This window comes from Secundilactobacillus similis DSM 23365 = JCM 2765 (assembly GCF_001311075.1).
Classification (GTDB): Bacteria; Bacillota; Bacilli; order Lactobacillales; family Lactobacillaceae; genus Secundilactobacillus; species Secundilactobacillus similis.
In genome coordinates, this window is the sequence record NZ_BBAD01000002.1 from 1 (window position 1) to 14402 (window position 14402).

Below are 14402 nucleotides of genomic sequence, written 5' to 3' on the forward strand. Positions count from 1 at the left end.
AAACGACAGTAAAAAAACCGCCATTCGCTTCCTTAACGGAAAGCGAATGGCGGTTTCAACAATCAGCTACTTCGTAATCGCAGCTTTCATCTGTTGTGCATATTCAGTTAACTTAGCGGGTGCATCCGCACCATTTTCCGCCACGATGTTGACGCAGGCAGAACCGACGATGGCACCGTCAGCGATGCTGGTCATTTCGGCAGCTTGTTCTGGGGTGTGGATCCCGAAGCCAATCGCGGTTGGGACGTCGGTGACGGCTTGATGCGGTCAATTAGGGAACCCAAGTCCTTGGCGAATTCACTCCGTTCGCCGGTAACGCCGAGGGAAGAAACCACGTAGATAAAGCCGGTAGCGGCCTTGGCGATTTTTTCGATTCGGTCAGCTGAAGTTGGGGTGATCAGGGGAATCAAATCGATGTTGTGCTTTTCAGCGAATGGCACGATTTCACCACGTTCTTCGTATGGCATGTCAGGAATGACCAAACCGCGGATGTCGAGTTCGTCACAGCGAGCAGTGAAGGCTTCGTAGCCGTATTGGAAGACGACGTTTAAGTAGGTCAAGAAGGCCAATGGCACGTCGGTTTGTTTCCGGATTTTGACTACGATATCAAACAAGGTATCCATTGGTAAGTCTGGATCAGCCTTTAACGCACGGATGTCAGCAGCTTGGATAACTGGACCATCGGCGACTGGATCTGAGAATGGCAGACCTAGTTCAACGATGTCGGCGCCACCCTTGGCGAGGGCGACCACGTTGTTGACCGTGCTGTCGAAGTCAGGATCGTTAGCGACAACGAATGGAATGAAGGCTTTTTGGTTTGCGAAAACGGCTTTTAAATTACTCATCAATATCGACTCCCTTGTATTTGGCGATTGAGGCAACGTCCTTGTCCCCACGGCCGGAGAGGGTGCAGACAATGATTTGATCCTTACGCATCTTTGGTGCAATCTTTTGAACGTAGGCAACGGCGTGACAACTTTCGATTGCGGCGACGATCCCTTCGGTTTTAGCGATGTATTCAAATGCAGCGACGGCTTCATCATCGGTGATGCCGACATATTGGGCGCGGCCAGTCTTAGCTAAGTAGGCGTGTTCTGGACCAACACCTGGGTAGTCCAACCCGGCTGAAATGGAGTAAACGGGGTTGATTTGACCGGTCTTGTTTTGCAGGAACATCGACTTCATACCGTGGAAAATACCGTCAGAACCACGTTCAACGGTGGCAGCGGTCAAGTTGGTTTCAACACCCTTCCCAGCAGCTTCGGCGCCAACAAGTTGAACACTTGGGTCGTCGATGTAGTTGGCGAAGGAACCGATGGCGTTTGACCCACCACCGACACAGGCAACGACCATGTCAGGCAATTGACCGGTTTTTTCCTGCAATTGAGCTTTTGATTCTTGGCTGATGATGCTTTGGAAATCGCGAACCATCAATGGGTATGGGTGAGGACCAGTTGCGGAACCCATGCAGTAGAACGTGTCGTCCACGCGTTTAGTCCAGTCTTGGAGTGCCGCGTTGATGGCATCCTTCAACACCATTGAACCGCTGGTAACGGGGTGCACCTTAGCGCCCAATAGTTCCATCCGGTAAACGTTCAACTTTTGACGGTCGGTGTCTTCCTTACCCATGAAGACTTCACATTCCATACCAAAGTAAGCGGCGATGGTGGCAGTTGCGACCCCGTGTTGGCCAGCGCCAGTTTCGGCGATCAAACGGGTTTTACCCATGTGCTTAGCCAATAAAGCTTGGCCGATAACGTTGTTGATCTTGTGGGCCCCGGTGTGGTTCAAGTCTTCTCGTTTGAGGTAGATTTGAGCGCCGCCAAGGTCCTTGGTCATCCGTTCAGCGTAGTACAGTAATGATGGGCGGTTAGCATAGTCCACCAAAAGGTCGTGGAGTTCAGTTTTGAACTCAGGGTCGTTCTTGTAGTGGTCGTAAGCTTTGGCCATCCGGTCAAGTTCGTTCATCAAAGTTTCAGGAATGTATTGGCCCCCGTATTCGCCGTAGCGGCCAGAGGTGTTTTCGTTAAGGTTCAAATTGGTTTCGGTCATGAGAAACTTCCTTTCAATATAAATACAAATTAGTGGGTTGCATGGGCGGTTTTAACGATCGCCCGAATCTTGGCGGGGTCCTTTTGCCCATCGGTTTCAACGCCGCTGGACACGTCGACGACATCGGGGTGAACAACGTTGATGGCCTCGGCCACGTTAGCTGGCGTTAAGCCACCGGCCAAGATAAAGGGGTGGGACGCTTGTGGTACCCGGGACCAGTCGAGGGTGATCCCGGAACCGTTGCCGCTGTCTAACATCACGTAGTCGGCAGCGGTTGGCGTGATCGGTGCGTTTGGTTTAAAGACTTGAAACACCGTTGCGCCAGCGTCCTTTAACGTTTGAACCGTTGCTTCGGATTCGTGGCCGTGCAGTTGCACGATCGAGATGGCACCGCTGTTGAAGATGTGCAACATATTCTCTAGTGGCTCATCCACGAACACCCCCGCGGTTGGGATCGTTGGATCAATTAATTCGCGAAAGTGTAAGGCGGTCGCAAGTGAGAGTTGACGCCGACTTTTGGCAAATACGAAGCCTGCAAAATCCGGTTTCGCTTCATTAATAACTTGGGTATCTTGCTCACGCATCAACCCGCAGATTTTGATTTGCGTCATCTCATCACGCTCCTATCCGAGTAATTCTTTGATTTTGGCGGCTTTATCAGGGGCCGTCATTAAGGCTTCACCAATCAGGATACCGTTGACGTGGTTGGCTTCTAAGACCTGAACGTCTGCCCGGGTGTGAATGCCGCTTTCAGCGATGAAGGCGATGTTTTCAGGAACCAGTTGGCGTAACCGTTCACTGTTGTCTAAGGCAACGGTAAAGTTCTTGAGGTTGCGGTTGTTGACGCCGATCATCTTGGCACCGACAGCGATGGCCGTTTTGATTTCATCCTCATCGTGGGCTTCCACGATGGCGGCTAATCCAAGTTGGTGAGCGAGTTTCAAGTAATCGTTCAATTGTTGCTCGCTTAGAATCGCCACGATCAGTAACACGATGCTGGCACCGGCAGCTTTAGCTTGGTACAGCATGTAAGGATCGATGACGAAATCCTTGCGGAGGACCGGCACGCTGACTTCACTCGCGATTTCTTGCAAATAGTGAATGTCGCCCTTAAAGTAGTCGGGTTCGGTCAAAACTGAAATGGCACTAACGCCGTTTTGATCGTAATCCTTCGCGATATCCAAGTAGGGAAAGTCAGCGGCAATCAATCCTTTAGACGGAGACGCCTTTTTAACTTCGCCAATCAGGTGAATGCCAGGAGCGGTGAAGCGGTCGTAGACCTGTTGCGGATCTTGGTAGGGACGTTATCAGCCCGCTTTACCATTTCAGCCAATGGGACGGCTGCTTGTTCAGTTGTTAAGCGGCGCTGGGTCGCTGCCACGAGATCATCTAAAATCATGCAACTTGGTCTCCCTTCGTTAAAGCAATTAATTCGTTTAATTTCGTTTGCGCCTTACCACTATCGATCATGTCAGCAGCTTGTTGAACGGCGGCTTCAATGGAGAGTTCTGGATGAGCGGTGTAGAGGCTAAGCCGGCGTTTAAGAGCACGATGTCGCGCTTAGGGCCCTTCTTACCAGCTAAGATATCGCGGGTGATTTGAGCATTGTCAGCAGGGGTGCCACCAACGATGTCGGCTTTAGCAGCCCGGGTTAAACCAAATTGTTCTGGCGTGATTTCGTAACTCTTGAAGTCATCGCCGCGAACTTCAACGACTTTGGTTGGCGCTGAGATGGAAGCTTCATCTAAGCCGTCGGTACCGTGAATGACCAAGGCATTTTTAACGCCTAATTCGTGTAACACGTGCGCCATTGGTTCAAGTAGGGCGTCATCGTAAACGCCCAAGAGTTGCATGCCGGCGTGGGCTGGATTGGCCAAAGGGCCTAAGACGTTGAAAATCGTCCGGATACCCAAGGTCTTACGAACTGGGGCAACGAAGCGCATGGCTTGGTGATACTCTTGCGCGAATAAGAAGCAGATACCGATTTGGTTAAGAATGGCTTCGCTGGTTTCTGGGGTAACGTTGATGTTAACACCTAAGGCTTCAAGAACATCAGCGGCACCACTCTTTGAAGAAGCGGCCCGGTTACCGTGCTTTGCAACTGGGGTGCCAGCAGCGGCAACGACCAATGAAGACGTGGTTGAAATGTTGAATGAGTTGGCATGGTCACCACCAGTCCCAACGATTTCAAGCACCGGTTCGCCGGCCTTAAAGGTTAAAGCATGGTCGCGCATGGCGTCAGCGGCGCCGGCAATTTCGGCAACCGTTTCGTGCTTCACGGTCAAGGCAGTGAGTAAACTTGAGATTTGAATGTCAGTGGCTTTGCCTTCCATGATGGCGTTCATCACGTCGTTCATTTCAGCGAAAGTTAAGTCGGTCCGGTCTGCTACTTTAGCGATTGCAGTTTCAATAGTCATAGTCATGGGTAATTCCTCCAGTTAGTTGGTTGTATGTGGGTGTCGGTAATTGAGATGCTGCTAACTGGTTTTGCCATCGAATGTTGTTTGTCATAATTTAAGATCTCCCTTGGAATAGAAAAATCCGCCCATAACAATCACGCAATATGCGCTTTGTTAAGGACGGATATTAATTCCGCGGTGCCACCTTAATTTGATGCAGGGACTGCTCCCTCGCATCACCCTTAGCGAGATGCGTATTCACATCTCCGACAACTGACGTATGTCTGTACGTTTCCCCGTACTCAATCGGTCTTTCAGGGGAACCCTCTGTGGTCCATTTAACTGCCTGCGTTCGGTCGTACTCTCAGCAACGACGACTCTCTTTACGTGCACAACAATCTTGATCTCCACATCATAGGTTTATATGGACGAATTTATTTGATTGGCACTAGATTAAAGCTTTATGAGAGTATTGTCAACACTTTTCCTCAAACTTTTTAATGGTCTAGTTAGTTAATCGTTGATGTTGCGCGGATTTTAGCCAAATAATTTTTAATGATCTGGGCACCAACTGCACCATCAGTCATGATGGATTCGGGATGGAATTGGACGCCGTAGACTTGATTGGCTTCATCGGCGATTCCCTGAATCGTGCCATCGTCCGCAGTGGCGGTGATGGCTAAGTTGGCAGGCATGGTTTCTGGATCGATTACCAATGAGTGATAACGGGCAGCTTCAAACTGATTAGGGCAGTTCGCAAACAGGGTGGTTGGTGTTTGACGCGTCATCAGGGATGGCTTGCCGTGCATCAGTTGTGGCGCGTGGATCACCTTTGCGCCATAAGCTTCGCCGATAGCTTGGTGGCCAAGGCAGACGCCTAAAATTGGGACTTTGCCTAAGAAGGCATCTAAAATCGCTGGCATATTACCTGCATTTTCTGGACGACCAGGACCAGGGGAGAGGATGATGCCACTCGGGTGCTTAGCCAGTAGTTCGTCAGCAGTCAGTTCATCGTTTTTGACGACGGTGATGGGTTCCTCACTCAAGTTACCGATCAGTTGGTACAGGTTGTAAGTGAAACTATCGTAATTATCAATTAGATAAAGCATGGGCGACTCCTCCTTGATCAGCGGTGTTAATGGCGTTTACCACGGCGCGCGCTTTGTTGTTGAATTCTTGATATTCGTATTTGGCAACACTGTCGGCAACGATACCGGCACCGGAGTGGACGACGATGTGGTCGCCCTTGCGGTAGGTGAGACGGATGCCGATGCAGAGGTCCAGATCACCACTGAAGTCGAGGTACCCGAGGCAGCCACCGTAGACGCCACGTTTGCGGTTTTCCAGTTGGCTAATGATCTGCATGGCGGAAATCTTGGGTGCGCCTGAGAGCGTGCCGGCTGGTAAAACGGCGTTTACAACGTCGATTGCGGAGGCTTTCGGATTGGCTGTACTTTCAACGGTGGAACCGAGGTGCATGACGTTGACGAATTTGAGTAAGTTGCGGGTCTTCGTGACGTTCACGGAACCGAACTTGCTGACCATCCCGAGGTCATTACGGCCAAGGTCGATCAACATGTTGTGTTCCGACTTTTCCTTTTCGCTGGTCTGCAGTTCGTGCGCAAACTTAGCGTCTTCTTCGGGTGTCTTGCCCCGACGTCGAGTCCCGGCTAGTGGGTAAGTGAAGAGGGTTTCGCCGCGCTTCGTGATCAGCGTTTCGGGTGAAGCACCTAGGGTTTCAAAGTCACGGTGGTGGAAGTAGAACTGGTAAGGCGATGGACTGTCATGGAACAGCGTTGGCGCCGCACCCAGCAATGATCCGCTCATGGTTGCTTGTTGCGGATTGGAGAAAATCAGTTGGAAAATGTCACCGTCCACAATGTGTTGTTGGGCCTTAGCGACTTTTTCGGAAAATTCACTCAGGCTAAATTGAAAGTGGAATGGGGCAGTTAGTGCGAAATGTGGCAACGACTTTGGGGTCAACGTTGTGATGAGCGTTTGAAGCCGTTTGAGGGCGGCCATGGTGTCATCGTAAACGTTAGCGAGGTCTTCGGTTGCCACAATTTGGCTGAGGGTAACTTCGTGGCGCTTGTGGTTGTAGGCAATTACCCGGTCAACGAGTAGTAAGTCAGCGTCATCGAGGCCCATTGGGTCGGTAACGGCTTGCTTGAGCGCTGTTGTAGCGTATTTGGCGTAGTCGTAACTGAAGTAACCAATCAAGCCACCGGTAAATGGCGGGAGTTCGGGCAGTCGGGGCGTCCGGTGCTTAGCGAGAATGTCCTCCAAGATGGGTTTGAGTTCAGCGTCTGTTACCGTTTCATTACCGTTTTGATCGGTTTGGGTCAACACGTGGTCGCGGTAGGTGTAGGTTTGTTTTGGTGCCAGGCCGATGAAGGTGTAGCCATCTTCAGTTTCCTTGGGTTTACCGGTTAGGAGAAAGCCGGGTTCGTTAGCAGCTTTCAACGCGTTAAAAATGGTGACGGGATCAAAATCAGTCATCTCGAACTGAAGGGTTACGGGAACGGCTGGGTAGCCTTTACTTTGTTGTGTTAATGTTTCAATTGTCATATCAATCACCTCGTATAGTTTGTGGGTCAAATGCGATTTAGTGATTGCGTTACCATCGGTTAAACATGTGAATTTCCCCCTTGAACTAAAAAACTATCCGCCCATAACAACGCAATGACTGCTTTGTTATAAGGACGGATAGTTTTTTATTCCGCGGTGCCACCTTACTTTGACGGGAAGATTCCCGTCACCCTTAGCGAAGTGCGTGTTCACACTTCCGGCAACTGACGTATGCCAACACGTTTTCCCCTACTTGTTTCAGGGAAACCCTCTGTGGTCCATTTAACTGCCTGCGTTCGGTCGTACTCTCAGCAACGACGACTCTCTTTACGTGCACAACAATCTTGATCTCCACATCATCGGTTTTTATGGACGGTATTTAATTGGTGCTTAGAATACCCGGATGGGGAAAACTTGTCAAGCAGGTTGTTACAGAGACAGCGACCAGTTTTGGGACGTCTTGTAGAAGAAAAAAATTTTAAAAATTAGTGAAATTCATGCTTAAAGCAAATCGCTAGAACGCTAGTTAGTTGAGTTGACCCAGTCTCGAATAAGCTGACCATGCCAAGTCCGACTACTAAAATCTTGATAAATTGCTTGGTTAAAGCAGGTTAACAGCTCAGCCTCCGTCAGTTCGCGATCCAAAGTGATTCGCTGGTGATCCGCGCGAACGATAACGTTGCTGAGGAGTTCAAGCAGTAGGAATCGAGAGCCAATCAAGACGCTAGGATCAAGCACTTGAACCTCAGTTGATTGACCATCGGTTAGAATAATCGGCGTTAGTTCAGGCTTATCCAGGAGATACAGCGTGTTTGGCTGACAGTCTTCAAATGGATACGCTTGGAGTTGATGATTGCCACTGATGATGGCGACTTGTTGGAGGTTGAATTGGTCGAGCAGGAATTGGTAAACGTGTTGCCAAGTAGTGAGGGAATCGTTGCTTGGGGTGAGTTGTTTGACGGTGAGTCCCCAATCGGCAGCATTGGTAGCTAGTTCTGGTTGGCTGCCTAGTTGAAGGATGAACGGACTGGTGCCGGAGTAGGTGTGGCGTGGTCGATCATATAGTGGTGCGGGGGCAAGCGGTAAGTCAAAAATGGGATCAATATAGGTGAAATTAACCAGCCGTTGGGAACGGTCGGTAATGTAAAGATACTGGTCGCGGTCCACGATTTCGGGTGGCGTAAACGTCATGTAAACTTTCCCGGCGTCATCGCTGAGCTCAAGTACCTGACGTTGTTCGTCAAACGCCCACTGGGTAAACTGAGGGTTGAATTTCATATTCGTTGGAAAATCAAAGCCGCCATCGGAACGAAAAATTAAGATCAATTCCCCGCCATCGTGACCCATTGCGATACTCTTCCAGAAATTGGTTTTGGCCTCTAATCGCCAACGTTTATGAATGATGAGTTGTTTAAAATCATTAGTTTTCAAATCAAATAACCTCCAATCTGACGCTATTTATGTTGAAACCAAGCGGTTGTTGATGGTTCGTGAAAGGCCAGTCGGGATGCGACCAGCCGACCGTGAACGAGACAATCGCTGAAATCGTGATAGGCAACGTAATTAACCAGTGCCATTTCTAAGTTACCGATGGTGTTAGGCTGGTGAGCCAGTTGGTCAGTTGCTTCGGCATTAGCAATGTGGACGGTTAAACTACCTAAAAAGGCCATCACAACGTCCCGATAACCACCAACGACGCCTGGATTAAGAACCTGAAGGGTTTTATTTTCGGCGAAGAAGGTTTTGGTGGTGGCTAGGGTGGCGTGGGCTTGAATGATATCAGCGGATAGGTCGGAAAGTTCATCCCCAAAGTAGAGTTTACCAGGTTGAAGGTGATCAAACGGATAGTTGCGCATTTGAACATCAGTTAAGTCAACGAAGAAGACCTTTTCGATTTCTGGATGTTGTTTGAGAAAAGTGAACGCCATTTCCCAACGATAAAAATAGAGGGTTAGCTGGTTGTAACCGGTGAATAGCGGGACTTTAGTGACGGTTAACCCGGGCCGTTCAATGACTTGATCCGTATTGGTTAACACGATTGTACGAGTCCCAAAGTGGTGGGTAGAAGCTGCCAGCTTTTGAGCATGCTTTAAAAGGGCATCATTGTCTTCGTATTCTTGATGACGCTGAACGTCTTTCATATTGGTAATGTATTCCCCGATGACGGCAGTTGATTCGAAGGTCCGGTGCATCGTTTGGGGCATCGGCACGCGTTGAAGGGATGAAACTCGATCCAGATCCATAAGAGTCACCTAGCTTTCGTTATGATTCAATTAACCTAATAGTACAAAAGTTTCAGAGGCAACGCTAGTGCGGAATGGTAGCGGTAACTTTGAGTGATGAGTACCAAGGGTAACGTGAAGCCGCGATTGAATAATGTGAAACTGATAAAACGATGATGAGAGTCGCTTAGATAGACAATCTCTATAAAAAATTAAAAAAATTCTATGATTTTGAATCCCTTGGCGCACAAGGGATTAAGCGCACTTTTGTAAAATTAAAATTTGATTAGTGGTTGACAGATGAATTCTAATAGTTTAAAGTCAGAGACAATCAAAATCTAATAAAGTTTTAGGAGTCCTTATCATGAATCTGAATTTGAAAGCATTAAACCGACAATTAAATCGATTTAGTTACTATTGGCTAAAGTAGTGTTCACACCCTCACAGGTTGCGGACACCCATCCACAATCTGTGCGGCCAATAGTTTTTCAGCATGATAAATGCCGGTCACACAGCTAAGTTTCAAAAACACTGTGTGGCACGGCCAAAATATTTGGACCGTTGTTAATGAGTTGAACTTTTAACTTCCCGCAGTGTTAATCACACTGCGGGATTTTTTATGGCCAGTATCACGACGATAGATTTTGAGCGACTAAGGAGGCTACGGATTGTTTGACGGACACACAAGTTTATACGAATTCATTGCGAATCCAGCGAAGCACAGTTTATCACCGCTGATTCACAACACTAGCTTCCAAGCGCTTCACATCAATAGCGTTTACCTGGCGGCCGAAATTGAACCAGATCACTTAGAAGATGTGATTCGAGCGATGCGGGCGAACATCATTACGGGGATCAACGTCTCGATGCCCTACAAGGAAAGTATTATCCCGTATCTCGATGAACTCACGCCGGTTGCGAAACAGTTAAAAGCCGTAAATACGGTGATCAACCGGGACGGCCACCTCGTTGGTGACAGTACGGATGGCGAAGGGTTCCTGAACGCGTTACGAGATGAAGGGGTGACGGTTACCAATCAGCAAGTCGTGGTGCTCGGTGCTGGCGGTGCCGGCAGAGCCATCATTGAAGCCTGTGCGACTGCGGGCGCAACGGTTACCGTGTTTAAACGGTCTAACGCAACGTTCGATGCCATCCAACATCGGTTAACGAGTTGGTCATCTCGTATCACGGTTCAGTCCTATGAAAACGAGACCGAGATGAATCGGCGAATCGCCCAAGCGGATGTGGTTGTGAACACGACCAACGTCGGCATGGGTGCTGATGAACGATTACCACTGAGTTCATCGGCCATGCGGCAACTCCACCACGGCCAAGTTGTTGCGGATGTGATTTATGCCCCACTTGAAACCCCGTTTTTAAGGCAAGCACAAGCGCAAGGGTGTCAAACCACCAATGGTATCGGCATGTTGGTCCATCAAGCAGCGGGGGCGTTGACCCGCTGGACCGGCCAACGGATGCCAGTTAGTCAAGTGAAGCAAGTTGTTCACCAGTATTTAGAAAATGAAACCAAAACCCAAATTAAAGAATAGAGGATGAGAAATATGATTATTGTACTTAAACCAACTGATAACACCACCATTGCAGAACTGAAGAACCACTTCGAAGGCACCCATGATATCTTTGTTCACCATAACCGGGTTGCTGTTCAAGGCATCACGCGTGACGACTTAAACGACGTTGAATTAGCCGCCGCTGACGAAATCATTGAAGACGTGCCAGCCGCTGTTCAAGGCAGTCGTCAATTCCACCCAGAAGACACGGTGATCCGGACGGCACACAGCGTGATCGGTGGGGACCACTTCACCTTGATGGCGGGGCCATGTTCCGTTGAATCATTGGAACACGTCACCAAGATGGCCGCTGTGGCTAAAGCCAGCGGTGCCACGATCCTCCGGGGTGGCGCCTTCAAGCCACGGACCTCACCATACTCCTTCCAAGGATTGGGTGAAGATGGGTTGAAATACCTCCGTCAAGCCGCTGACAAATACGGCATGGACGTCCTCACCGAAGTCATGGACGACGAACACGTCAAGATGGTCGCTAAGTACACCGACATCTTCCAAATTGGCGCGCGTAACATGCAAAACTTCTCACTGTTGAAAGCCGTTGGCAAGACCAACATTCCAGTGATGTTGAAGCGTGGGATGTCCGCTACGATCGATGACGTGTTGAACGCAACGGAATACATCGCCGCTGGTGGCAACCACAACATCATGATTGCCGAACGGGGTATCCGGACGTTTGATAACAAGTACACGCGTAACACTATGGATGTTAGCATCGTGCCAGTGATGCAAAAGTTGACCCACTACCCAGTGATCATCGACCCAAGTCACGCCGCTGGTCACACGGAATTCGTTACCCCATTGGCCTTAGCCGGAACCGCTGCTGGTGCATCAGGCTTAGTGGTTGAAATTCACGATGATCCAAAACACGCCTTCTCAGATGGTCCTCAAGCCTTGAAGCCTAACGAATACGCCGATATGGCAGAAAAGGCCTTGGCCATTCGGGAATTGTTGACGGGCATGAAGACTGAACAAGCGGAAGCGGGGCGTTAATCACATGACAGAAATTTCGGTGACGTTACCCGAAAAACAGTACCAAGTTAAAATCGACCGCGGCTTGTTAGCTCAAGTCGGAACGCTAGTAGCTGAACAGTGGTCACCACGTAAAATCGCGTTAGTGAGTGACGACAACGTCGCACCGTTGTATCAAGAGCGGGTAGCCACCTCGTTGACTGAGGCTGGCTTCACCGTTCACTGTTACGACTTTCCGGCTGGTGAAGCGTCCAAATCACTGACGGTGTTAGCTGATTTGGCGCGTGAGATGGCCAAGGATGCCTTTAACCGCGATGATGGCGTGATTGCCTTAGGTGGTGGCGTAACTGGTGACTTAGCTGGCTTCCTAGCAGCAAGTTACATGCGTGGTATCAGCCTCATTCAGATCCCCACATCATTACTGGCACAAGTTGACAGTTCGGTGGGCGGCAAAACGGCCGTTGATCTAGATACCATCAAGAACATCATCGGGGTATTTTACGAACCAGACCTCGTTATCGTCGATCCAGATACCCTGAAAACGTTGACCCAACGGGATCTCGTTGAAGGGTACGGTGAAATCGTGAAGACGGCAGCTTTGAAAGGTGGTGAATTCTGGCAACTGATCGAAACGATCAATTCACCTGCCGACATCATGGCGCATTCGCCTGAGCTCAGTGCTCGGTCGATCCAGTACAAGGCCAACGTGGTCATGGCAGATGAAACCGAAAGCGGTCAACGTCAACTGCTAAACTTCGGCCATACCATTGGTCACGCGGTTGAAGCGTTAGCTGATGGCGGGTTACGACATGGTGAAGCCGTCAGCATCGGGATGATTGCGTTGATGCAAATCTTTGAAGATGCTGGTCGAGCCGAAGCGGGCATTACCGCCCAAATCAAGGCGCGTTCCGAGGCGGTTGGCTTACCAACCACCTCACCGTTGTTAACCTCTACTAAAGTATTGGACAAGGTTAAGAACGATAAGAAGAACCGCCACGGGCATTTGAACCTTGTGTCACTTAAGGCCATTGGCGAACCTGAAATTACGTCGGTGCCAAGTGAGAGATTGCATCGTTTTTAAAGTTACCAACTCGTGATGCCGAGTAAGTTAAGTGTTAATCAAAAATGAGGGCTGACAACTGTCAGTCATGGCAACACCCGTTAACGCTGCCCGGGAATGTAGCGTTAACGACCGACCGTTACGGGAATGACGGTTGGTCAGATGAGTTCAAAGCACGAAGATTCTGAGATAAAGGACGCTCAGAATTTTTGTGCGTTACGGCAAACCAATTAGAAAAGTGTAGGTGATCAAAATGTCCCATGCGGAACGAATGAAAACAGCGATTTGTCTGTACCTGAACTACTTGGTTCACGGAATGGCCATTGTGATTCTGGCGCAGAACATGATCGTATTAGGTAAAGAATGGCACGTTGGCGACGCTGGCGTTGCTTACGTCATCTCGTCATTAGGAATTGGTCGGTTAATTGTGTTATATCTCGGCGGTGAAATTTCAGACCGCATGGGTCGGCGCTTTATGGTTAAAATCGGCGTCGTTACATACGCCCTGTTTTTCGTGGGGATCTTAATTTCGAAGAATATGTATGAAGCATACTTCTTCGGCATCTTAGCTGGCATGGCCAACTCATTCTTAGATACCGGGACTTATCCCGCATTGATGGAATTGTTCCCCCGCAAGCAAGCATCTGCCAACATTTTGATCAAGGCCTTCGTGTCAGTTGGCGAACTGATTTTACCGATCTTCGTTGCTAGTTTGGAACACTTTGACCTGTGGTACGGTTGGTCATTCTCAGTTTGTGCCGTCCTGTTAGCAGCTAACTTTATCTTCCTATGGAATCGCGAATTTCCTGATATGGCCGCCCACAAAGCAAAACGGGCCGCTAAATTAGCCGCTAAGCAAGCTGGTCAAACGCCGGTCGAAGCGGCTGCGGCTAACCCAGCTGAACCTAAGCAACCATTAACCGGTAGTCAGTGGGCGTTGGGCATCGTGCTCACCATCTTCGGCTACGTTTCAATGTCGACCTTCTACCTCATTAGTCAATGGTTGACCCAGTACGGCAAAGACGTTGTGAACTTGGACATGACACACGCGCGGTTACTCGTTAGTATCTACAGTATCGGGTCGATCAGCGGCGTGTTGTTAACGGTCATCCTAGTAGAACGGGTCCTTAAACCAGCCTGGTTCATGTTGCTGGATACCACCATTTCATTCATCACGCTATTATTAATGGCCAGCACACCGGTTCTTCCCGTCATGTTAGTTGGGTCATTTGTCATCGGCGCCTCCGCTGCAAGTGGCGTCATGCAGATGGGAATGACCATCATGGGGATCGCCTTTCCAAAGGCCAAGGGCCGGATCACTGGGATCTACAACATGGCCGGTGCCTTATCCTCCTTCACAATTCCAATCGTGACCGGGGTACTTTCTAAAACCAGTGTTCACAGTATCATGTGTTTCGACGTGTTTATCGCCGCCATCGGCATCGTCTGCAGTTTATGCGTGATCCTGATCTTCAAGAAGAGTCACGTCTCAGTCACAGAAGAAGTTGCTTAAATCAAATACATTCATCAAGGAGCGCAAACT

Annotated in this window: 10 protein-coding genes, 3 pseudogenes and 1 other annotated feature; of the genes and pseudogenes, 4 read left to right on the forward strand and 9 right to left on the reverse strand. The window is 49.3% G+C overall.

Annotation, left to right across the window (positions count from 1 at the left end):
- Positions 1-66 precede the first annotated feature (66 nt).
- The 9 genes and pseudogenes from trpA to JCM2765_RS00640 all read right to left on the reverse strand — a co-directional run bounded on the left by trpA (position 67) and on the right by JCM2765_RS00640 (position 9262).
- Positions 67-845 (reverse strand): annotated as a pseudogene (trpA, locus tag JCM2765_RS00600) (tryptophan synthase subunit alpha).
- Positions 838-2052, reverse strand: a complete 1215-nt coding sequence (gene trpB / locus JCM2765_RS00605) for a tryptophan synthase subunit beta (protein ID WP_054732506.1) — start codon at positions 2050-2052, stop codon at positions 838-840. The pseudogene trpA and the gene trpB overlap by 8 nt, the downstream one beginning before the upstream one ends.
- A 29-nt stretch (positions 2053-2081) precedes the next feature.
- Positions 2082-2663 carry a phosphoribosylanthranilate isomerase gene (locus JCM2765_RS00610; RefSeq protein WP_054732509.1) on the reverse strand — a complete coding sequence of 194 codons (582 nt, stop codon included), beginning with the start codon at positions 2661-2663 and terminating at the stop codon, positions 2082-2084.
- A gap of 12 nt (positions 2664-2675) precedes the next feature.
- Positions 2676-3451, reverse strand: a pseudogene (gene trpC / locus JCM2765_RS00615) (indole-3-glycerol phosphate synthase TrpC).
- Positions 3448-4469: pseudogene (gene trpD / locus JCM2765_RS00620) on the reverse strand (anthranilate phosphoribosyltransferase). Before trpD ends, trpC begins: the two co-directional pseudogenes overlap by 4 nt.
- Before the next feature lie 491 nt (positions 4470-4960).
- Positions 4961-5560, reverse strand: a complete 600-nt coding sequence (locus tag JCM2765_RS00625) for an anthranilate synthase component II (protein ID WP_054732511.1) — start codon at positions 5558-5560, stop codon at positions 4961-4963.
- Positions 5544-7019 carry an anthranilate synthase component I family protein gene (locus tag JCM2765_RS00630; protein ID WP_054732513.1) on the reverse strand — a complete coding sequence of 492 codons (1476 nt, stop codon included), beginning with the start codon at positions 7017-7019 and terminating at the stop codon, positions 5544-5546. Before JCM2765_RS00630 ends, JCM2765_RS00625 begins: the two co-directional genes overlap by 17 nt.
- A 127-nt stretch (positions 7020-7146) precedes the next feature.
- Positions 7147-7388: a binding site (T-box leader), on the reverse strand.
- A gap of 153 nt (positions 7389-7541) precedes the next feature.
- Positions 7542-8450 carry a hypothetical protein gene (locus tag JCM2765_RS00635; protein ID WP_054732516.1) on the reverse strand — a complete coding sequence of 303 codons (909 nt, stop codon included), beginning with the start codon at positions 8448-8450 and terminating at the stop codon, positions 7542-7544.
- Between the two features lie 23 nt (positions 8451-8473).
- On the reverse strand, positions 8474-9262 hold the full coding sequence (locus JCM2765_RS00640; protein WP_054732519.1) for a hypothetical protein: 789 nt from the start codon (positions 9260-9262) through the stop codon (positions 8474-8476).
- Between the two features lie 647 nt (positions 9263-9909).
- Here JCM2765_RS00640 and JCM2765_RS00645 point away from each other — a divergent pair.
- The 4 genes from JCM2765_RS00645 to JCM2765_RS00660 all read left to right on the forward strand — a co-directional run bounded on the left by JCM2765_RS00645 (position 9910) and on the right by JCM2765_RS00660 (position 14372).
- On the forward strand, positions 9910-10791 hold the full coding sequence (locus tag JCM2765_RS00645; RefSeq protein ID WP_054732523.1) for a shikimate dehydrogenase: 882 nt from the start codon (positions 9910-9912) through the stop codon (positions 10789-10791).
- A 12-nt stretch (positions 10792-10803) separates the two neighbouring features.
- Positions 10804-11820, forward strand: coding sequence for a 3-deoxy-7-phosphoheptulonate synthase (gene aroF / locus JCM2765_RS00650; protein ID WP_054732527.1), 1017 nt, complete (start codon positions 10804-10806; stop codon positions 11818-11820).
- 4 nt (positions 11821-11824) lie between these two features.
- Positions 11825-12880 (forward strand): 3-dehydroquinate synthase, encoded by a 1056-nt coding sequence (aroB, locus tag JCM2765_RS00655; protein ID WP_054732530.1) that lies wholly within the window; start codon positions 11825-11827, stop codon positions 12878-12880.
- A gap of 232 nt (positions 12881-13112) precedes the next feature.
- Complete coding sequence (locus JCM2765_RS00660; RefSeq protein ID WP_054732533.1) at positions 13113-14372, forward strand: MFS transporter; 1260 nt, start codon at positions 13113-13115, stop codon at positions 14370-14372.
- Positions 14373-14402: the final 30 nt, after the last annotated feature.

What these genes read in the sequence shown, in the direction of transcription:
- trpB (WP_054732506.1), bottom strand. Translation starts at nt 2,052, where the DNA reads ATGACCGAAACCAATTTGAACCTTAACGAAAACACCTCTGGCCGCTAC.
- JCM2765_RS00610 (WP_054732509.1), bottom strand. Translation starts at nt 2,663, where the DNA reads ATGACGCAAATCAAAATCTGCGGGTTGATGCGTGAGCAAGATACCCAA.
- JCM2765_RS00625 (WP_054732511.1), bottom strand. Translation starts at nt 5,560, where the DNA reads ATGCTTTATCTAATTGATAATTACGATAGTTTCACTTACAACCTGTAC.
- JCM2765_RS00630 (WP_054732513.1), bottom strand. Translation starts at nt 7,019, where the DNA reads ATGACAATTGAAACATTAACACAACAAAGTAAAGGCTACCCAGCCGTT.
- JCM2765_RS00640 (WP_054732519.1), bottom strand. Translation starts at nt 9,262, where the DNA reads ATGGATCTGGATCGAGTTTCATCCCTTCAACGCGTGCCGATGCCCCAA.
- aroF (WP_054732527.1), top strand. Translation starts at nt 10,804, where the DNA reads ATGATTATTGTACTTAAACCAACTGATAACACCACCATTGCAGAACTG.
- aroB (WP_054732530.1), top strand. Translation starts at nt 11,825, where the DNA reads ATGACAGAAATTTCGGTGACGTTACCCGAAAAACAGTACCAAGTTAAA.
- JCM2765_RS00660 (WP_054732533.1), top strand. Translation starts at nt 13,113, where the DNA reads ATGTCCCATGCGGAACGAATGAAAACAGCGATTTGTCTGTACCTGAAC.